The organism is Paenibacillus xylanexedens, from assembly GCF_001908275.1.
GTDB classification, from domain to species: domain Bacteria; phylum Bacillota; class Bacilli; order Paenibacillales; family Paenibacillaceae; genus Paenibacillus; species Paenibacillus xylanexedens_A.
Genome location: NZ_CP018620.1, coordinates 2738019 through 2759363, shown reverse-complemented (window position 1 = coordinate 2759363; position 21345 = coordinate 2738019). Strand labels below are relative to the sequence as shown.

The window sequence follows — 21345 nt, the reverse complement described above, 5'->3', positions numbered from 1 at the left end:
GAAGAAGATTCTTCCTGACCGGTCAAAGCTTTCACTCACTATAACGAACACCCGTATTTCCTGCAATTGCACTTTTTTGCACCTGTTAGAAACGGTAGAAATGTGCCCTAAACCCCTTCGCTTCAACGATAAGGTCTGATAATGCGCTCATCCCATACTTGTACTTCAATATATCGTTCGGGACCTTGATCACCTTGACGGTTCCATTCTTGAGGCCAACCATAGGCCTGAATAACTCCCAGGATTTCATCCTTGGTGTAGATCTGCTTACGGTAAGGCTTATCATCCGAATAACGCATGGTTGGAAAGAGGTCTCCATACGTGAAGCTCACAGCTTCGGCAGGCAGATCTTCCCACGGAATGATCACTTGATCCGGTTCGGTATACCAGGATGACAGCCATTCACATGCACCAAGGGTCAGATAGTGGGGATATGGATTGGTGGGGGTTCCGCCTTTGCCCTTAAACTGCTCATACGCTTTATGTTCAAGCGCTCTTCGGATGGTCATATAATCAGCTGATCGCTGACTGGCAAAATTCCGGCCTTGATCACGGATTTGTTGAGTAACTGTTTCGGCTTCTTCATTAGACAGACTGGAGAGATTGCGGAAAGGTCCAAGACTTTGTTCAAAATAATGATACGCCTTCAAATCCGTCATAGGAATCTCACCACCTCCAACAAATCGTTCCGTATCCATATTCGTTAGTCATAGTGTACATCATGCCATCATTTATGGAAATATCTGTGCAACATATTACTCGTGGATAAAGTTACACTTGGGCACTTCAATTGCAACGGGGGAAATCCACTATTATTAAGGAAATATTAACCAATAAGTGGTAGACTAATAAAAGATATTTATCTTCAGAGGGCTTAAAGGGAGGTCGTATTATGTTTGGTGTTAACGTGAAAAAAGTAGAAGATCAACTGGTCATCCGGTGGCAGTTTTCCAAAATTGAAATTCCCATCACACATATCACATCGGTCACCCTGGATGATACGTACGGTGGCAGCGAACCATCCGCCATTCGGATCGGTCCAGTCAATGGCACAAGCGAGAGGATTCTGATCCGCACAGTGAATCAATCGTATATTTTATTCACTTCCAGCGTGACATTACATACCAATATCCAAGCTATGTTACACCCGTCAAACTAGATTGTTTTTCGAACCGGATTCCCATGTTTCTCGGAAGAGGGGTTCCATTTACATATGTACGCCCAAAAAAAGCATTAGTATTCGCATTATTTCTTACAGCGAATACTAATGCTTCATTGATTCCAATTCAAGTTGGACGTGGGATTCTTATAACCAACTCCACTTGGGTAACTGATCGAGCGTAATGACCTCTTTGCTATGGTACAATTCCTTCAAAAACGCCACATCATTATGCGTCCCGTCTCTCAGGAATCCACCTGTCCAGGTACAGAACCAACTCCAGTGTACATCCTGTTCCTTCATCTGCTTAGGGTCAGGGATGGAGCCGTTCTCGGCCAGTGCGATGATTTTGCCGTTCTGTACGAGCTCTCGCAGGTTGGTGTAACGTGCAGCCAACGGGCTGTGATCTCCTGCTTCAGGGTATACATCCACACTGATAATATCCACGACATCATCACCCGGATACCATTCCGGTTTTTCCGAGTTCCAGACCCAGATGAGATTGTGCAGCTGATGTTCTTGAACCAATCGATCATACAACAAACGATATAACTGTTTGGCAGGTTCGGGGCCTTTCGCTCCCCACCAGAACCAGCCACCCTCCGCTTCATGAAGTGGTCGGAATAATACAGGCACACCAGCATCCTTCAGCTCCTGTAAATGTGTAGCAATAACATCGATATCCCGAATCAATAACTGATATGCTTCCAATTCAGTATCAGCTAGCGCGGAGGCAAGATCATAGGTTGTCGCGTCCGTATAGAACCCCCGCCACCACTCTTTACCCGGTTCATCGATCAGATCCGTCGGTGCGTTCCAGTGCCAGCATAGCGTCACGATCCCGCCTTGTTTGTGCCAGTCTATCGCATCGCGAATCTCCTGGGAGACCGCACCGCGCTCTGTTCTTGATGGCGAATATTCCATGAGATCAAAGCCAATCACAGCTGGTTTGCGGCCTGTGTTTTCATTAATCCAGTTCAGATTGCTGTAATCCTGCTGACCTGACAACATCCCTTTCCCATAACGCTCGATCAGAAACGCCATTAGTTCTCTCGCTTCAGATGTCGCTGCTTCATTCACCGGAGCACTGTTGATCGTACGCACCGTCATCACTAACACCTCCAATTGGGTTTACCATGTTAACCAACGACACCGGAACGTTCAATACTCTCCACGAAATAGCGCTGTACAAACAGATACAAAATAATCAGCGGTGCAATCGCCAGCAAAATGCCTGTATCCACGATCATGGCCACATAGTTCGGATCGGCCTTGATGCCCGAGTTCGAACCAAAGCCCATCAGTTGCGGAATCAACTGGTTCGCCTGTGCAGGCAAGGAAGCCACCTTCAGTGAGATCAGTGGACTTTCACTCATGAATAATGCCGAATAGAAGGTATCGTTATACTGCCATACAAACGAAAACAGAATAACCGTAATCAACGGCGAGATTGCATTGGGCAGCATGATTCGGGCAAACGTTTTGAATCCACCTGCACCGTCAATCAATGCAGCCTCCTCGATTTCCTTTGGCATGCCCTTGAAGAACTGACGGAAAATATAGATGAACAGCCCCGCCTTCAGCCCTCCCGCTGTAGCAGCCGTGATCATGGAAGGCCAATACGTATTCAGCAGATTGATGCCATTTTTTCCAGAGAACAACTGGATGATGCCCAGAAAGTCAAAGCTGCGGAAATGCAGATACATCGGCACCATAAGTGTGCTTGTCGGCACCAGAATCGTCAGAATCACAAGGATGAAGAGTACATTACTACCCGGAAACGAAAACCGGGCAAAGCCATATCCGGCAAGTGCACAGGATATCGCTGTCAGAAGCGTTGTGATGGTAACAAACAATAACGTGTTCGCCAGCAGAGGCAGGTAATCCATCACTTGCGCCGCTAGCCGGATATTATCCAATGTAAAGTGCTGGGGAATCATATAGATCGTTGGATTGTAGATATCCTGTTTATCCTTAAACGCAACTGACACTTTGAGAAATAACGGGTACAAAATAATAAATGAAATGCCGATGACCAGTGCATATCTGAATATGGAATAGAGAAGGTCCGATGTTTTGTTTCGCACCCGATGCATGTGATAATTCTGCTTCGGAACTACCACCATGCGATCTGTCCCTGATGCAGCCATAATCTGAAGCCTCCCTTAATGTTAACCGTCAGTTGTAGTGAACCCGCCGTGACAAGACCCATCCCACTACGATCAATACAAGACCAATCACCAGTGTGTACAGCCAGGACATCGCCGAGCTTAAGCCAAAGTTCTGGGTTTTGAATGCGGTTTGGTAGATGGCCTGTGTGACTGGACTCCCGGCAAATGAATCAATGATCGTGTAGATGACATTTGTCAGAATCAACGGACTGACCATGGGAAATGTAATTTTCCAGAATGATTCATAAGCTGTCGCCCCTTCGATCTTTGCAACCTCATACATCGATCCCGGTACCGATTGCAGTGCAGCGAGGAAGATCAGAATCTGGACGCCAGAGCTGCTAATAATCTCATAGATCCGCATGATGGCTTCTACAATGTAATCCACATAGGCCATCGGCAATCCCACATCCGCCAGCATCCGCACAATGGATACCACGTTGAACGAAGCACCGCCATCGGCTGATGCATCCACCGCACTCGCATCCCCCATCAGATTGATTAATCCCGCAGACTCAGCTGCTGCGACTGCACTGGAAGCCAGAATAACCGGCAGGAAAAAGATTGCACGTGCCATTGTTCTGCCTCTGAACTTCTGGTTAAGCAGTGTCGCCGTGAACAAACTGAAGAACAAAATCATCGGCACGTTCAGTACCATCGCTCCAACTGAATCCACCAGAATCCGGTTGAATGTAGCGTCAACCAGAAGCGCATCCTTGAAATTTTTAAATCCAACGAAGTCCAGAACATACCCGCCCGGAGCAACGGATAGATTACTCAGACTGAACCGAATCGATTGCAGGAGCGGTGTGGCAAAGAGGAAGACGAAACCGACCAGCCACGGGGAAATGAATGCAAGTCCAAGCAGCGCTCTCCGTGACTTCAGCGATAATCGAATGGTTCTCATCGGTTCACTCCTCCCACCACATAGTCCGTCCCGCCAACCGTTGTTCCATCCACGGTTACTGCATCCGCATTGTAATTCACAAGGATGGATGTACCTCCAGTATAGGTGATCCGGACAACGCCATCCTGAATGCGTTCATGCTTAAGAATCTGCTCATTCGCCAGATTTCCCAGCACTTCATTGGCCTGCTTATACAAGGCAACGGCATCATCCACCCAATATGCATACTCCGTTGCGTAAGCAGAATCATAATTCGTCAGCTTCAGCCTGGATGATGGTTCATAGGTCCATTGAAAATATGGAGCTGCCCCAAGCTCCAGACTGCGCAGCAACTGTTTGCGGAGATCCTGATCCCCCGACGTGTTCATTGGAGATGCCGCATAGTTCATGTATCCATGAATGACCATCGCATAAAAAGGAACTTCTTCATCGGTAATATTGAACCGACTCGACCCTGCAGGTGCATTCACAACATGTTGTGCACTTCCCCAAGCGTAGCTATTTGCTGCGGATACCATCAGGTTCGGATAGGACTGTTCCAGCTTGCCCAGTTGCTCCTTCACAATGTTCTTCGCCGTCTCCCGATGAATCACCCGACTATCCCGATAATCTGAAGTCAGGACCTGCCCGAGATCACGAAGGGATAATCCACCAAGGCCCAGTTGATTGAATTTGTCAGCAAACTCACTCACCACATAAGGAAGCTTGGCCGCTGAGAGCAAATAATAGCTGTCCTTACTCTGATCCATGCGATTAAGGGCAGGATTGTATGGATACAGTTCCGCTGTCTCCTTTGTTACAAACCGAGCTGCATCCGAGGAAGGAGCAAAGCGCAAATCATCGTGATACATGTGCTGGAAAGCCACATCCGGGAACAGAGCTCCACCCGACTGCTCCAGCTTAGCTGACAATGCTTGTATCTCGGAACGACTACCTACTTCACTATCCAATTTCACCCGGGTTGGCGTATGATGGCTGAAGCCACCACCGAACCATCCCTGATACCGCATTTGTACGCGGTTCACACCTTCCTGCTGTAACTTCGCCGCCATTTCGGTGGCCTGTTCGTACGTCGTCATGGCTAAGGTGGTCCGATAGGGCACACTCAGGAACGAAGCCTTTTTGTCCACTGCACCAAGCACATCTACATAAAACGGCAACTCCGTCTGTTCTGCGAGCGGCTTCAGTACATCCTGCTCTATTAACTGCTGTTGATACAGGCTGGCCATACCTGAGTAACTGGCATCTTCTCCATGAAGAAAATGATAACGGACCTGAATATCCCCACGGTAAGGCTCTTCGCTAAGCAGCTGAATCTCCTGCATTTTCTGCGAGGTGTACATCTCCAGTTCATCCTCACCCCGCAGGGAGAAGGTTGCATGCACGTGGTTGTAACTGTTCTGCCTGCCTCCAATATCTGCGGAGATACTGGCAATCCCGTCCCCTTTTTCAATCACCGCAAACCAGGCATTCTCCCCGTTTTTCAGACCAAACACAGGCATATACGCGGATTCACTAACCTGAGGACGACTGAGTGAATTATCATTTGGGTCTGTGCCGTATACGCGCTGTACATACTGCTCTTCTTGGGTTTTTCCGTTGTTCAGATGGATCAGGCTGCCGGAACCATCAGGCACGAGCATATAACCCTCACCCTTTGTATCCGCAGCACCAAAATAAGCGAGCAAATCAATATTCCGAATGCGGTATTGCCCACTTTCCTCTATCTGGCTCAGAGGCACGGTCACAACAAGTGCTCCCTGCTCCAGTCGGTATTCCACTGAAATGACAAAGCTGGGCTTATCGGATACGCCCCCACCTTCAACCCCGTTCTCCTGATTGTCAAAAGCCAAATCGTCCGCGGTATAACCCGCCGTCTCAAAAGCACCCAGCATCTTGTTCAGTACTAGCTGCTTCGAAATCTGTCCATCCAGCCGTTCCAAAATATCCGGATTGCTCTTGGTTGGATAATATCGGGCAGACGTGTATCTAGCGACAGTAGCATCCAGCTTGGAAAGAACCTTCTCTTCCAGTCGCTGCTTGCTAATCAACTTCGGCAGTGCATCAATACCAAGTGATGTATCACCAAGTGTATAGTTAACCCGAATCCCTTGATCGATCTGACCCACTGTGAATTGTTTGTTGCTAATACTGGAACTGAAATTTGGAAAGTTCTCCAGTGTGCCCATCGAATCCCGGAAAGACACGTTCAACTGGGAGGACAGCACTTCTTTTTCATATGCAGAAGCAAGACCATCCTCAGCCCGTTCTTTCGGGTTGCTATACCAGATCTCTCCACTTTTCCCGTCACGTACTGCAATTTCCGTTGTCTCCTCGTTATAATACAGGGCGAGTCCCTGATCCTCGGCGACCAGCTGCATACCAGGCACACCCTGCGAGGAGTCACTAAGGAACTGTAACGGTTCTTCCGTGACGAGCATGGCTTTGGTTGTCGTATCCAGATAAGCCGCGGCTTCTACGGCAGGAACTCCCCTGTTGTTTATATACAGCAGCCCGGCTGCAATCATGATTACAGCTGTACCACCAGCCAGCACCGTATATAATCGTTGCCTTTTGTTCACGGATGCCGCCTCCTTTAGGTCCGAAAAATCAACTCGCGGTAAATGTTATAACCGAATTCGTACAACTGTTGCAACATGCTGAAGACCAGCGCGCCAAGGAATACGATAATGCCCATCACAATGAGCGTCAGCACCATCGTAATGATTGTTCTAATCACCGTGTACTGGTGTACCGTCATCATGCCAATGAACAGAAGCAGTACAAACCAGAAGAACGCGATACTATTGAACAGATAATAAAAAGCAGTCTCCTCCTGCACCATAAAACGGCTGATCACGATCATTGGGGCATAGATCAGAATAACCGGAATGAGCGAGTAACCTGTCGCCAGAACGATTTCCTTGAACTTGCCTTCCCCTTCCATCAAAGTTGTTACCGCCCAGTTGGCCATGCACCATAGAAAGAAAGGTACTGCAACCGTGGCGATTTCGATGATGCTATTAATCGTACGAGGATCGATGTAATTAACGAGAAACCCTGCGTACTGCTTTTGCAAAACCATCATAACAATGGTAAGCGCCAATGCTGCAAAAGCAACAAACAGCCGTCCCCGGTTATCCGACTTGAGGTCCCAGAATGCATCAATGGGGTGAAAAATGAGATGCAGCGGAAACTTAATGAAATCCTGCTTCACGATCAACCTGCCTCCTCCGTCTCCATTTAACTGCTACCCGGGTCAGGATCAGAATGACAATCAGCGCGATTGCAGCGGTCAGGAATGTACCAAAATGTTCCTTCATCATCTCCCGCCGATGCCTCTTGAACGCGACAGAATAACTCTTGCGGTCCATTCCAAGTTCGAAGTAACCTAGCGCTTCCTCGTTTTTCTTCTCCATTAATAAGGACTTGCCGATACCGATATAAGCGATGTCATAGTTGGCATTCAGCTTCAGCACTTCTCTCCATATATTCACGGCCTCCGTGTCCTCGCCCCGATAGTGGAGTACCACCGCTTCATTCACACGGGCACCAAAACGGGTTGGCGCATAAACGACAAGGTTGTTCTTGCCCCGATCCAGAACCAAGTGATGCTCACCCGATTGTTCAATCGCGACAGGTGTTTTGAGCGTGCCCACCTGATTTCCTTTGCCACCGTATATGTAGAGCAGATGACCTTCATCGTCGTACGTGAACACCCGGTTCTGTGTCGCATCCAATACACTGTACATGCCGTCGCCCAGCACTTTCACATCGATCAGTTTGGATGGACCCGGATTGTTGCGGAACCGGATATCGCCTTTGACATCGTAATAACCAAACCGTTTCAGTACATCTTCACCAGACGGGTTAAGCCGCTTGATCGGTTCATTCGAGCCGGGATCAATATTCGTTGCATACACAAATCCTTTGTGGTCAATATCCGCATTGGAGAACTCCGTCGGGACAAACAGGACCATCTGTGCACGCTGTGCTTTGGTGGATAACATGCGCCAGATATATTCGCCGTAGTCCCGCTCCACTTTGTTCGTACCGACGTATCCGATAAATTTCCCACTCTCGTCAAACTGCATGATACCTTCGTAGACCCCTTGCGCCACAACGTACACTCGGCCTACATGGTCAACCGTCAGCTTCAAGGGCTGAAACTGGAATTGGGTCGATAGGATATCCGACTCGGGCTTCGTGATGGTTTGAATCAGCGTCCCCTCTCCATCCAGGACAATCACACGACCGTTGCCCGTATCGGCGACGTATATGCGTTCTTGCTCATCCACGAATAATCCGCCCGGAAGGTTAAAGGTCTCCTTGCTACCATCCATCATGAATCCATCAATGACGCGCAGCAGCTTAAAGTCTGGGTCCAATACAACAATTCGGCTGTTGCCACTATCCAAAATATAGATCAACCCGGAAGGTGAAACATTCACATCACCAGGGTCTTTAAACTCACTAATCCCGAGATCACGGCCTGATATGGTACGCTCGGGCAGATAGGCATCTGGTGAAGGAACAGCCTCTTTCCAGTAGTTGTAGTTATAGCTCTCATACGGCGCCGGGGAGGCCGCCGCAGGCACGGCATTCACCAGCAGCAGAGATACTGCCGCCAGGAGAACAAGCCATCTTTTCACTGTGCGTGCCATATCGTTCCCCCTTAATCCTTCATGCCCGAGCTCGCCATCGTCTCAATGATTCGGCTCTGAGAGAAAATAAATAGCGTGATCGGCACACTCATCAAAATTAGTGCTACCGCAGCACCCGCTCCTGCCCGGGATATTCCGCCCTGAATAATCTGACCTGCTGCATAATGCAGAGTCTTGAGCTGCTCGCTGTAGATGTATCCATTGCCATCGCTGCCCCATAACATCTGGAACAGCAGAATGATCAATGTAAGCCAGGCTGGCTTCACATTGGGCATAACAATGGACCAGAAGATCCGGTATTCACTGGCACCATCAATCTTGGCTGCTTCCAGTAGCGCATCCGGGATTTGCTCCATGAACTGTTTCATCAGATACAACCCGAGTGAATAGGCAAATGCCGGAATGATAACAGCCCAGTACGTATCGATCCATCCGAGCCATGACATGATCATATAGTTCGGAATGGCCGTTACCGCAGGTGTGAACATCAGTGATAGTACGACCACTTGGAACATGAATACTTTGCCCGGAAACTTGTGTTTGGCAAGCGGGTAGGCAGCTGCGGAAGCCAGCAGCACATGGCCTACGATACCGATGCCTGTTATAAACACTGTGTTGAATATATAACGTGAGAACGGCACCCACGAGTCACTCAGCAGGTTCAGCAGATCTGTAAAGTTGCTGAACGTCGGATTTTTGACAAACAGCGTTGGTGGAAAGGTGAAAATCTCATCCAATGGTTTGAATGCATTGTTGATTGCATAGATCAGCGGCAGCACCATGAAGGCACCAAATACGAGCAGAAGGGCAAACAGGGAGAGGCTTCCCGATAGCGAGCGATTCACCCGCTTTTTGCCTGTCGCAATTGCAGCCATAGCTATTCTCCCACCCTTCGAAGCAGTTTCTGTACCAGCAAGTTGGTGCCCACCATAATCATGAACAGTACGGTGGCAATCGCCGATGCGTAGCCCATCTCAAACCGCGTAGTACCAAAGTCGATCAAGTGGGTGACCACCGTCTCTGCCGCATAGTTCACGCTTGGGAACCCGGCCAGTGCGATCGACACATCGGCCACGGCAAACGAGGTTGTGAGCTGAATGACTGCGCCGAACATGAGCTGTGGACGCATCGAAGGCAACGTAATGTACCACAGCTCCTGCCAGCGATTCTTGATCCCATCCACCGCTCCCGCTTCGTACAATGTCCGGTCCACCGTCTGCAAACCAGCGATAAACGCCAGAAATCCGGTTCCGAGACTCAGCCATAGCTGCACGAGAATGAGGATCGGCATAATGTAGGCTTCCGTCTTCAGCCATTGGATCGGCTCCAACAGAAAACCCCATTTGATCAACAGCCCATTGGCAATACCATAACGATCTCCCGAGAAAATCATCAGCCAGATAAAATATACATTGCCCGAGATGGAGGGCGCGTAGAAGATCAGCGTCATGAACGCTCTCCATTTCGGTGTTAACTCATTAATGATCCATGCGAAGACAAAACAAGCAATATAACTGATCGGTCCGGTAATGATGGCAAACAACAGCGTATTCTTGATTGCAATCAGGAATACATCATCCTCCAGAAACAGGCGAGTATAGTTCTGCCAGCCAATAAAACGCGGGAATTCCAGCATGTTAAAGTAGGTGAAGCTGAGTATGATCGAGATGACAACCGGAATCACGGTAAACATGAGGAACAGGAGCATATAAGGTGCAAGCAGAACATAGGAATGTTTGCTGGCCTTCATTTCCTGGAGCTTCCAGCTCCACCACGATTTCATGCCCATCCTTGACGCTTTCTCAGGAGGACTGTTTTGTCCGTCTCGGAGTGATATTTGTGGCACGATTAACCCTCCCTCTGCTTACGGAAGACCAAATTCATTACGTTTGACGCGAATCTCGTCCTGAATATATTGGGTATAATCCATGATGGATTCCCTGGCTTCCACTTGGCCAACAACGGTTTTGTAAAATGCATTGAATAGATGGCGGCCTGTAAAATAACCACCGGGTACTTCAGGAATGCCCTTCACCGTTTCGAATTGTGCCTTGAGATTGGCGTAATCCTCCGCAGGCCACGGCAGGGAATCCAGCGCCTTGATGTTGGCCGTTGGATACCGGGCAGCGGCACCCATCAGCCCTTCCATCTCCCGCCCGAATTCAGCTTGAATCGGTGTACTGGTCCACCACTTCATGAACTCCCACGCCGCATCCTGATCCTTGGCACCCTCCAGCATCATGACTGCGCTACCTCCACCCGGTACGTCCCGATTCAAGGTACCATCTGCTTGAACGGTTCCCGGGACAGGAACGAATCCCCATAGTCCGCGAATCTCCGGTGCAAATACGGACAATTGGTTGTACATGGTGTAATCCGTTAGTCCGATAGGCATCTGTCCTGTCCGGAAACGGTTGGCAAAATCATATTCCCGCTCTAACTTGTAATCGGTATAGAACTCCGTCCACTGCTTGAACGTCTCAATTCCGATCCTTGAATCCAGATCCGACTCCTTGTCATCGTTACGATAGAAGGCGCCGCCGTTCTGAAGCAGCATCGTGGCATACTGAGAGTTCGGCGGAATATTGACACCCTGCATATTCGCTTGGGTCACAATCGGCATACCAAATTCCATATGATTTTTGCTCAGAATCGCGAGCAGAGCTTCGACATCTTCCCAGTTCTGAGGCACTTCAAGTCCGAGTTCTTCGAGCACGTCTTTACGATAAAACAGCATGTTAAAAGTTTGCGTTTCCGGCAGGGCATATACGCCTGAATCATAGGCATACGGCACGATTGCACTTTCCCTGAACTCCTGTTCCACGGTGCTATAATCACTGAATTGCGTCAGATCTACAGCCGAGTTCCGCATCGCAAAGTTCACCGGCAGATCATTGCCGATCTGCATCGCTACATCCGGTCCTTCACCGGACAAAGTCGCTGGCAGCAAGGTTCCCATATTCACCAGCTTCAGATTGACATTGATACCACTGTCTGGTGTGAAGGTCTTGTCAATCATCGCTTTCATCGTATTCGCCTGATCACGTCCACTACCAATCCAGACGGTTACCGTACGCTGATCTTCAGATGTAGCCACATTACCAATCTGGTTATAATCAATGAAGAACGAATGATAGAATATCTTCGCTTCATGACCAAGCTTGGCAAGTGGCCCCATACCTGTTCCAGGAATATCGCGGTCAATCGAAGTGACGTACAGTGCATCGATTTCAAGGGGCTGCTCTCGTGCCTGCTGCACCCATGTGCCGAGACCGCCTGTATTGGTTTTATAAGCCGCAAGCCGTCTTGGAATGGTATCTGGCTTGTCAATCATCTCGTCCAGTTGCAGCGCCATCGTCTTAATCAGTGCTTCCTGATCGCTGGACTGTCCTGACAGAAGACGAAGCTGTGCGGCCACGTCCTTAAGACGTTTACTTTCTCCGCTGAATACTTCCAGCAGGTTCGGAATCTGTTTTTCCACCCGGTAATCACGGAATTCATCAGGCTTGGTGCCTGTAATCATCAGAATACGTCGGTACATGGAGTTCAAGTTGTACAGACTGTCCTCCACATTGCGGATAAGCGGTGCAAAATCCCCGAGGCTGTTCTCCAGCCGCAGCACATGTTTTCCTTTTTCCATGTGAAACTTGTATGCTTCCTTGCCGCCCATCACGTCAATACGATAGTCACTTTGATAACGGAAAGGTGCTTTCGCCATCTCTGCAAACGGAACTTCACCATCGATGGTCAGTTTGCGTGTAGAATAGATGCCTTTGACAAAATTCTGCTGAGCGGTAAAACCGATATGATACAGTCCACTTTCCGGCACATCCACTTCCCATTCAATCCATTGTCCTGGCAGACGCCAGTTAAAGCCGCCAATCGTATTGATGCGTACCTGGGAAGCGCTATAAGGAGATACAGCAGAACTTGACCTTTCGCTGGTCGGGTATAACGTAGGTGAAGATTTGGCAATCGCGGCTTCTCCTTCAATGCGAATCAGTACATCCTTCGGCTGCCCAGAGGAGTCCGATTGTTGTGCCCCTGCAGTCTCTGTGTAAGGAACAGCTGTCTTCTCATTGAAAAGACGAATGGACCGAATCACCATGGGTTCACGCGATGATTTTAGCGTTAGCGTGTGTTCCCCTTTTTCCAAATAAAACTTGAATGGAGTCTGTTCGTACCCGTCGGAGTCCTGAAACGTTTCTTCCAGCCAGCGTGGTTGCTCCACTTGTCTCGGGCGAAGGTCATTGCCTTGGTTATCCTGTTCAACGACATCTTTCTCATTCGCCCATACCCGGTCAAACTGCAAATAGGCGGCTTCCGCAAAAGGAAGTTCACCATCAATGTACAATGCACGCTCAATGGCCGAACTCTTGCCTTCAACGGGAAAATAGATCGTGGACAGGTTATACAGCCCGGTCTCCGGCACATTAATCGTCCAATCGACTTGTCCGGTCTCTCCGGTATGGAGAGATACACCATCCATTCCTTCATAATTAGTCAGTTTGCGGACGTCTTCACCTTCGGCTTTTATGTAATCTCCTGCTTCAATGGTGATGTCCACATTCGGCTGTGTAGCCTGATCCGTTCCGGATCGATACTGTTCGTATCCCTTTTTCTGCCGGGTCTGCTGCAAGACTGCATCCACTTCAATGGCAGGCAGACTGCCAGGTGGAATGTTTGCACTCTTTCCATCAGCGCCGGAAGTTATATATAGAATGATGCAGGCTGCCGCCACGATGATTACTGTGGACAATATCCATGTCTTACGTTGTAGAATTCCAGCCATCCTACGAGTCCTCCTCATCAAGGCTGATGCCAGCAATGCCGATTTGGTGGTTCAGGAAAAGGGGCTCCGTGCAACATTGCCGACACGAGCCCCCCTGCCTGAATCGTTTGCTGGTGATAAGTGTTGTTATTGTTTGCCGAGTTTATCAATTGCAGCTTGTGCCTGTGCTTTGTATTTCTCGGCTGTTGCTGTCACGGAAGCATTGTTTTTGATGATATCGTTCACATAATCCCCGAAAGGGTATCCTGTGTAGGCATCATCCAGCAAGATGCGGCCGGTTCCAGCGATGTGCTCGCGAATGATCGCAATATCCTTCTCGTCGGTATAACGACTCTCCAGATAATCTTGACCTGGATACTCTTCAATCTGCGGGATGTCGAAGGTCTCTTCATAGATTTGGTAGACGATCTTTGGATCTTCCACACCTTTTGGAATGAACTTCGCTGATGCTGCGTTGTTTGCATACGTTACCTCTTTGCTACCCTGAGGCCCGTTCGGAATCGGCACAACACCAACAGCAAAGGTGAGATCGCCCAACTGCCATTCAGCAGCGGTGAACAGAGCTACATCTCCATCTTTGAACGTATTGCTTTCCTCCCAATTGGTTTTGTCGCCGGTTTTGACCTTCACGACATTTTCCACGTTATACAGGCGTTTGACGAATTCGGCAGCTTCAATCGTTTTCGGATCGGACAATCCTTCTTTGCTATTGGTATCATCCACGATCGTTCCACCATTGGCTGCGGTAAAATGGCGAACGACATCAAGGGCCCAGCCAGAAAATCCGTATACGTCAGTTTTGCCGTCGTTATTGGTATCTTTGGTTGCCTGTTTGGCAAGTTCCATGAATTTATCCCAATCCCATTTACCTTGGTTATACAGTTCTTGAGGATCAGGCAAAGATAATTTTTTGAACAAGTCACGGTTATAGTGAAGTCCCAGACCAATGCTGGTTGGAGATTCGAAGGCATATTCGTTGCCTGCAATGGCAGGAAATTTTGCAATCAGGTTAGCCTCTTGGTTGATGTTATTCTCAGGTGTAGTGAATTCGGAGATGGGCAATAGTTGCCCTTTGAGGATGGCGGGTAGTGCGGATTTGTACTCCATCTGAACGATGTCGGCGAACGGTTCGCCAGCCAGTGCAGACGTTGTGAATTTGTTCATGTATTCTTCAAAAGGTACGTTAACAAACTCCAGTTTCACGTTGTATTTCTTCTCAACCTCTGCAATTTTATCAAGTCTGGCCTTATCGGAGGCCGTCTCTCCCGCCGGTTTCAAGTCCCACCAGGCCGCGACCTTGATGATACGTCCACCCAGATCAGGAACATCAACCACAGCTTCTTCCACTGCGCCTTCTTTTTCTGTCTCAGCGACTTCGGTGCCGTTGCCTGAGTTCGTCGTTCCCTCTGCATCGGTTCCCGTCTGTGCTGTCCCCCCACCACTGCAAGCGGATACAAAAAGCATCACGGCCAATAACATCAGAGGTAGAACATTCCATCTTCTCATCATGATTTTAACAACCTCCCCGAATGTGTATACCAATCATGGTTCACCCTAAATCATTAACCCCGATTATCAACAAATCGAAAATAAATAACCACCACCATTTGTTATTTTCTTGTTTGTTTTTGACAAACAAAATTTAACACAGCAAAATGTAAGCGTCAACATTTTTGTTGTTAACATTTTCTAATTATTCTGATAAAATGCTGATAAAGCTGTGATATACCTGTATAACAGCTTATTCAATATCCTGGACTCTAAGTACAAACATATTAAACCATGATTCTAACTTTGTTTATTTTGTTATTTTTATAAAATAACAAAATAATAATTAAGCAGACAAATTTCGTCATACTATCTGAAAGTATGCTTACCTTCACGTTGAATGTTCATCCTAAAATACTGTGCATCACTAACATTTTGAATTCTCTGTCCGTTATTAGATTAAGAGAAATACATCATGTTATACTAGGGCGTGTCTTAAATCTCACTTAAGGGCATCTTTCACCGCCTTTTCGCCCCCTGCTGCGTCACTTTCTCTTGACGTACCCCGGTACGCCTGCGAAAAAGTTCCTGGCCTGGAACGAAAATTCGGCAAAATCTGCTCCTTTCGGAGTCATAAGATACGCCCCGGGATCAGTTGGATATCGCTCCAAATAAGGAATACGGCAGAACTACGAGTGTAAGGATGGTATGATGAAGACAAAGGTAACAATTCAGGAGATTGCACATTTTACGGGTTTGTCGAAATTCGCGGTGTCACGAGCTTTGTCTGGAAAATCGGGAGTTAGCGATCAAACGAGGGATGTCATTCTCAAGGCCGCTGGCAAGCTTGGATATTTCAAAGATAACAGCATGTTGTCTGGTGAACTGTATAACAACAATGAATCTCAGGAACCGAAGAACACACGTTCAAGCGGAACGATCTTGATTTTGTTTCCCAATGTTCGGTACCAAAATCAAGACTCCGTATACTGGGGACCCGTCTTTAACGGGATCTCTTCCAAGCTGAACCAAAAAGGGATTAATATTCTGACCTTAACGGAACCCTCAGCAGACCAGCTATTTACCCTACTCAACCCGGATGCCATTCGAGGGATCATTACCGTTGGCTCTATCTCGACCCCGATTCTGCTTGAAATCAAGCGTCTCAGTATTCCGGTTGTGATGGTGGATCATCTGGACCCTGTTTTTCACAGTGACAGCATATTCACCGATAACTTCGCATCCATGCGAGAGATCATGCTCTATTTGCTCCGCAAGGGTTTCAAAACATTCCAGTTCATTGGCAATATCGGGGATGCTCATAGCTTCTATGAACGCTGGATTGCGTATACTTCTGTGCTTATGGGTCATGGGATGGAAATACATCAGATTCCCGAGCTGAGTAATCAGGCATTGGATGAGTTCCGCCAGACGTTCACTTCGGTGATCAGTGAGGATAACCTGCCTGAAGTGTTTGTATGTGCGAATGATTTCTATGGGCTATACACCATAGAAGCCCTTGAGAGTATGGGTATTCGTGTACCCGATCAGTGTGTTGTCACGGGATTTGATAATCTATACGACAACATCCCATTATTGGCTACAGTTAATGTGAACAAGGAGTTGCTCGGTGCGCGTGCAGTGGATCAGATGTTATGGCGCATTGCAAATCCAGAAAGTAACGTCGAGAAAAAATCAATTCTTGCTGACGTCATTATTCGTGAACAGTTTGGTAGGCATAGTGGGTAAAGGTATAATACATGCTGGTGAATATGTGTGGATATACATATTAAGCATATATGGAATAATGCTTATGTCCACACAGAACAGCACGCCAAATACCCCTTTAACCGTATTCGTGCGGCTATAGGGGTATTTGCATTGTTGTATGTTGTGTAATGTTTATTGTTTATTACACTAGGCCGTAACATCATCCCGTTCTACGTATCTGTACGCACATCATCCCACGCCTGATCCAGATAACAGATCAGCCAGTTCAATGCACGGTGACGTTCATAAGCCACTCCACCATTCAGGCCAGCGGGAGGTGTTCTGTCATTCACCCGACTATCCACGCACACCCAGTTATAACGGTATATTAGATCTGCTTCATCCAGAATCTCGCTCTTGTTACGCAGAGATGCATAGGAGAGAAATTCGGTAAAACTATCCTTCTGCTGCAAATAACCGACATCCTTCCCTACGTTACATAACTCCGTTGGTGCACCCAGTTCCTTCACATAACCAAGCGCCCACAACATTACGTGGTAGGCTTCATATCCCCAGGAGAAGGAAATAATCTCCTGGTGCTCTGCTCCGTGCTGGTCGATAAACCTCTTCTCTATGGGTGAGAAAAAGGATTCAGCCTCATACTTGTCGATCACTTCCTGGACCAGTGCTGCGGTATCTTCCGCACTTTCACCAGCTCCCAGACACTCTCCCTTAAGCGCGGCAAGACATAGGGCAACCGCACGACGCGCGACTTCCTCTTTACTCCGAATCGTGGTGTGCTCGTCTCCGGCTCTTGCGGGCAAGTTCGTATTATACGGAATGCCTTGTTCAGTCAACAGTTGCTCGGATCGTGCTTTACGTTGAATGCCCGACTCCGACTCGGGGCTGTCACCGTCAAGGAAACTGGTGTGCGCTGTCACCGTGTAATCCTCTACCTCAGATTCTCCATTCACATCCAGCAATAGCTGGCCTTGTGCGTTCAGCAGAGATCCACCTCCCCAGAAGATAACAGCATCCAGCGCATCAGCCAACCGCAATAACTCGCCGAAGAATTCTTCCGAGATATCCTCTTCCGTCTCAATACCAACCACCATATTAAGTGTGGAACATTTGATCAGTACCTTTTCCTGGAGCGAAGCATTGCGCCCCTCAATCTGACTCAAAAACCCAAGCATCCCCTGAATCATTGTCATAAATTCCTCAGGATGTGTCTGGCTGGTCATGATATTAAAGCCTTTGTTTTTCTTACTGAGCCATTTTTTCTGAGTCACTTGAATATGAGTCTTGTCTTCCCGGCGTTTAATCGTACCCTCGGGATAGATGGATTGAATCACTTCAAACAGCTGATCCAGGTCAAACTGAGAGCTATATATCGCACAATTTCTCATGAAGTTCACCCTCTCTATATATAGTTCAACTAATGAATATTTACACTGGCACTCCGATGGCAGAATAACTTTCCGATCGCTGTTATCCCCAGATTTTTTTATTCCTTTTTTTGGAAATGGTAAATCCGGTGATAAAGGCGAACTCTCCGCTTCTTCAAGTTATTTCTGCCCTCTCCGTTATCGTGTAAATGTTCAGTTGAACATTTATGACTAATCCTTATACGGATCGAATTCATTACCTCCGGCCATGGCGACACCAACGGGACGCAGCACATGGTTGATCTTCAACGTATTCGCATGTGCGTTCAGCACGTCTTGCAGTTTCTTGTACACAAACGGACTTTCGTCTGTGCCCGCTCCCCGCAGTTCGACACCATAGGCACGAATCGCCTCATGCATCTGTGCTTCGCTAATCTCACCGCCCATGCGTGTGCGCAGCTTGTAATTCATTTTGCCAGCCGCCTGGGTTCGACTCATCGTGCGCCCTGCCCCATGTACGGTGCTGCGGAATGACTCGGTGTTCTCCTCGCTGTGGATCCCTTCCACAATTACCGAGATATCCCCCATACTGCCTCCGACAAAACCGAGTTGCCCGGGTGCCAATGGCGTTGCACCTTTGCGGACCACAACTACCTCTTCACCCATGTGTTGTTCTTTCCAGGCAAAGTTATGATGGTTATGAACGGCATATTCAGCACTTGCCCCCAGAATTCCGAGCACCTGTTCAATAACATAGTCACGTCCTGCATAGGCGTATCGGCCCGCCAGAATCATTCCATCCCAATAAATATCACCCATTTCGGTATTCAGGTCAAACAACGTAGGCGGTTGATCCATCGATTCCCCAGGAGCTTTGCCACTGAACTGACGTCCAGCCGCAAGGTTAAGGAATCCACTCGCCACTTTATGACCGAACCCGCGGCTGCCAAAATGATTTGCAATCCACACCTTTCCCGTTGCCTCTTCTACAAAAATATCCACGAAATGATTGCCACTGCCTACGGTTCCGAGTTGGTTACGTGCAAGTGTTTTCAGCTTATGTTGTAATCCCGGTTCAATGGTATCAAAAAGCTTCCAGCTCGCGTCGTCGAACAGCTCATGATCCACGGGTGTTGGATTGTTACGACCCACGCCGAAAGAAATGGTCGAATTGATGTCATCCATGATCGTTACAATCTGATCCCGAATATCTTCCCACATCAGATCTGTACGCACAGCCTTGTTACCACAGGCAATATCATATCCGACCCCTGACGGACTGATCATATTCCTATAAGCGACAACACCACCGATGGGTTGCGAGTAACCTTTGTGATGGTCGGCCATCAGAGCCACACCCAATACATCTCCATATTGCGAGCAAGTCACCGCCTGACTTACGGCGTTCTCCAGCGGCTCCCCCCAGACTTTAATGTTATCTACGATACGCATGATTGTGTTAACCTCCTATGTACTTTTTTTGAAAATTCATCTTATATTTCTATACTGTTGTTCTCATTAGTTTAACAAAGATTAGCGTGGGTCGAAACGTCGCCTTACTTTAGATCACCAATTATTTACGCATAAAAAAAGAGAGCTCAGCTCCCTTTTCTCACGGTTGGTTCCTATTCACTTCTTGCTAATCTTAAACTTAAACGCCCAAGTCGCTGTGTTACCAGAATATCGGCCTCTGTTCTCGGTCACCACCACGGAAAGTGTCTTGTTGGTTGATTTGGAGAACGAAGATAGTTTGACGTTGGTGCTTTTATCCCCGTAATCGGGAATTTTGTCCTGTTCTTCGGCGATGGCCTCCAGTTTCAACGTACCCGTGGATTTCAGGTTTAAGGTGACTGACGAACCCTCTTCCAGATCTTTGCCGTTCACACTTGCTCCGATGGCCCACTCATTACCGACAGAGTTATTCTCGACAAGTTCTGCGCTCACCAGCGTCACGGTTACCTTAACCGTTTTGGCGGCAGCATAAGAGGTTGGGGAACATACGGCGAATACCAAGATCAGAACCATGAAAACATTAGCCCATTTTTTGAACACGAGAGTGCCTCCCTCTTATTCGTTTCTTTTGTTAAGACTATGCCTTATTCGCCGTGTTCCTTAAGTAATCCTTCAACTTGTGCAAGAAAATTTTCTCTTAAAGTACCTGTTAAAGGTGCTTCCGGTAACCCTGAACCTTCTCATCCTTGAAACCTAACTTCTCATAAAATATATGTGCTTCCTTACGCTGATCGCCAGACACCAGAATCATGTAACCACAACCCATATCTTTTGCAATCCGCTCAATCTGGAGCATTAACCTCTGCCCAATGCCCTGCCTGCGTACCTGATCCGATACAATCACATTCTCCACAACCATGAACGGTTTGCATGGCCCTACCAGATCCATACACTCAATCCCCATAACAGACCCAACCAGTTTGCCATTGTAAAATGCCCCAAGCACATGATAATGACCATTCTGCTGTATGTAATGAAACATCTTTTTCATCTGCTGTTCATTGGTAGGCATTCCCATCAACTCATTGTATAGCTGGCTTAGTGCCGGTAAATCTTCAAGTTCGATCCCTTTAATGGTAACCATCATAACCCTCCTGATTTTTCCTATTTCGCATGCTTTGTCTTAAGAGAAGTCCTTTTTAAAATAATAATGACTGTGTCCGGTCGGTGCATTCTCGATCGTTGTGATCAATTGGTAGCCATGTTTCTTGTAAAATTCCGGTGCTTGATAGGAGAAGGTGTTCAATATGACAAAATCACAAGATTTCTCTCGCGCAATGCGCTCAACTTCAAACAACAACTGGGAACCATATCCCCGATGCCGCTGATCGGAGTCCACCCAAAGGATATCAAGCTCTACCCAATTCCAGCAAAGTGTACTGAGCACTCCTGCGACAATCTCGCTGGTCTCATTTTTGATATTGAAATTCAGTTCTTCGTACCGATGCCTTAATTCCTCACTCACATGTGCAGCATTAAATGCAATAAGTTGCTGGCGAACATACTCTGAATCTTGCTCGGTACTTGGGGTTATATTTCCTTTAGACATCTCCT

Annotated in this window: 18 protein-coding genes; 2 read left to right on the top strand and 16 right to left on the bottom strand. The window is 47.7% G+C overall.

Annotated elements, in window-relative coordinates; translation table 11 throughout:
- Positions 1-122 precede the first annotated feature (122 nt).
- Complete coding sequence (locus BS614_RS12380; RefSeq protein ID WP_074094249.1) at positions 123-659, bottom strand: hypothetical protein; 537 nt, start codon at positions 657-659, stop codon at positions 123-125.
- A gap of 233 nt (positions 660-892) precedes the next feature.
- On the opposite strand from BS614_RS12380, the gene BS614_RS12375 reads away from it, so the two are divergent.
- The gene (locus BS614_RS12375) at positions 893-1159 is read left to right on the top strand and encodes a SunI/YnzG family protein (RefSeq protein WP_017689713.1); all 267 of its coding nucleotides are present in this window, start codon (positions 893-895) and stop codon (positions 1157-1159) included.
- Positions 1160-1306: 147 nt separating this feature from the next.
- Here BS614_RS12375 and BS614_RS12370 read toward each other — a convergent pair whose 3' ends face one another.
- The 10 genes from BS614_RS12370 to BS614_RS12325 all read right to left on the bottom strand — a co-directional run bounded on the left by BS614_RS12370 (position 1307) and on the right by BS614_RS12325 (position 15202).
- Positions 1307-2269, bottom strand: coding sequence for a glycosyl hydrolase (locus tag BS614_RS12370; RefSeq protein WP_074094248.1), 963 nt, complete (start codon positions 2267-2269; stop codon positions 1307-1309).
- A gap of 29 nt (positions 2270-2298) precedes the next feature.
- Positions 2299-3309 carry a carbohydrate ABC transporter permease gene (locus BS614_RS12365; protein WP_084174508.1) on the bottom strand — a complete coding sequence of 337 codons (1011 nt, stop codon included), beginning with the start codon at positions 3307-3309 and terminating at the stop codon, positions 2299-2301.
- Between the two features lie 28 nt (positions 3310-3337).
- Positions 3338-4237, bottom strand: coding sequence for a carbohydrate ABC transporter permease (locus tag BS614_RS12360; protein WP_074094247.1), 900 nt, complete (start codon positions 4235-4237; stop codon positions 3338-3340).
- On the bottom strand, positions 4234-6819 hold the full coding sequence (locus tag BS614_RS12355) for a DUF5696 domain-containing protein (RefSeq protein ID WP_074094246.1): 2586 nt from the start codon (positions 6817-6819) through the stop codon (positions 4234-4236). The genes BS614_RS12360 and BS614_RS12355 overlap by 4 nt, the downstream gene beginning before the upstream one ends.
- A 14-nt stretch (positions 6820-6833) precedes the next feature.
- On the bottom strand, positions 6834-7454 hold the full coding sequence (locus BS614_RS12350) for a YIP1 family protein (RefSeq protein WP_074094245.1): 621 nt from the start codon (positions 7452-7454) through the stop codon (positions 6834-6836).
- Positions 7435-8901 carry an NHL repeat-containing protein gene (locus BS614_RS12345; RefSeq protein ID WP_074094244.1) on the bottom strand — a complete coding sequence of 489 codons (1467 nt, stop codon included), beginning with the start codon at positions 8899-8901 and terminating at the stop codon, positions 7435-7437. The genes BS614_RS12350 and BS614_RS12345 overlap by 20 nt, the downstream gene beginning before the upstream one ends.
- An 11-nt stretch (positions 8902-8912) precedes the next feature.
- Positions 8913-9776 (bottom strand): carbohydrate ABC transporter permease, encoded by an 864-nt coding sequence (locus BS614_RS12340; RefSeq protein WP_017689719.1) that lies wholly within the window; start codon positions 9774-9776, stop codon positions 8913-8915.
- A 2-nt stretch (positions 9777-9778) separates the two neighbouring features.
- On the bottom strand, positions 9779-10690 hold the full coding sequence (locus BS614_RS12335; protein ID WP_047842211.1) for a carbohydrate ABC transporter permease: 912 nt from the start codon (positions 10688-10690) through the stop codon (positions 9779-9781).
- 75 nt (positions 10691-10765) lie between these two features.
- On the bottom strand, positions 10766-13693 hold the full coding sequence (locus BS614_RS12330; RefSeq protein WP_074094243.1) for an extracellular solute-binding protein: 2928 nt from the start codon (positions 13691-13693) through the stop codon (positions 10766-10768).
- 126 nt (positions 13694-13819) lie between these two features.
- Positions 13820-15202, bottom strand: coding sequence for an ABC transporter substrate-binding protein (locus tag BS614_RS12325; protein WP_425320272.1), 1383 nt, complete (start codon positions 15200-15202; stop codon positions 13820-13822).
- Positions 15203-15889: 687 nt separating this feature from the next.
- Between BS614_RS12325 and BS614_RS12320 the strand changes: the two genes are divergently transcribed.
- Positions 15890-16930, top strand: a complete 1041-nt coding sequence (locus BS614_RS12320; RefSeq protein ID WP_244898311.1) for a LacI family DNA-binding transcriptional regulator — start codon at positions 15890-15892, stop codon at positions 16928-16930.
- Between the two features lie 191 nt (positions 16931-17121).
- Here BS614_RS12320 and BS614_RS12315 read toward each other — a convergent pair whose 3' ends face one another.
- From BS614_RS12315 to BS614_RS12295, 5 genes are all read right to left on the bottom strand, one after another.
- Positions 17122-18300: a DUF4272 domain-containing protein gene (locus BS614_RS12315; protein WP_074094241.1), complete on the bottom strand. Its 1179-nt coding sequence runs from the start codon at positions 18298-18300 to the stop codon at positions 17122-17124.
- A 210-nt stretch (positions 18301-18510) separates the two neighbouring features.
- Positions 18511-19731: an RtcB family protein gene (locus BS614_RS12310; protein WP_074094240.1), complete on the bottom strand. Its 1221-nt coding sequence runs from the start codon at positions 19729-19731 to the stop codon at positions 18511-18513.
- A 177-nt stretch (positions 19732-19908) separates the two neighbouring features.
- The gene (locus BS614_RS12305; protein WP_074094239.1) at positions 19909-20331 is read right to left on the bottom strand and encodes a hypothetical protein; all 423 of its coding nucleotides are present in this window, start codon (positions 20329-20331) and stop codon (positions 19909-19911) included.
- Between the two features lie 109 nt (positions 20332-20440).
- Entirely contained in the window at positions 20441-20878 is a 438-nt protein-coding gene (locus BS614_RS12300; RefSeq protein WP_244898310.1) for a GNAT family N-acetyltransferase, read from the bottom strand.
- 36 nt (positions 20879-20914) lie between these two features.
- Positions 20915-21340, bottom strand: coding sequence for a GNAT family N-acetyltransferase (locus BS614_RS12295; RefSeq protein ID WP_074094237.1), 426 nt, complete (start codon positions 21338-21340; stop codon positions 20915-20917).
- Between the last annotated feature and the right edge of the window lie 5 nt (positions 21341-21345).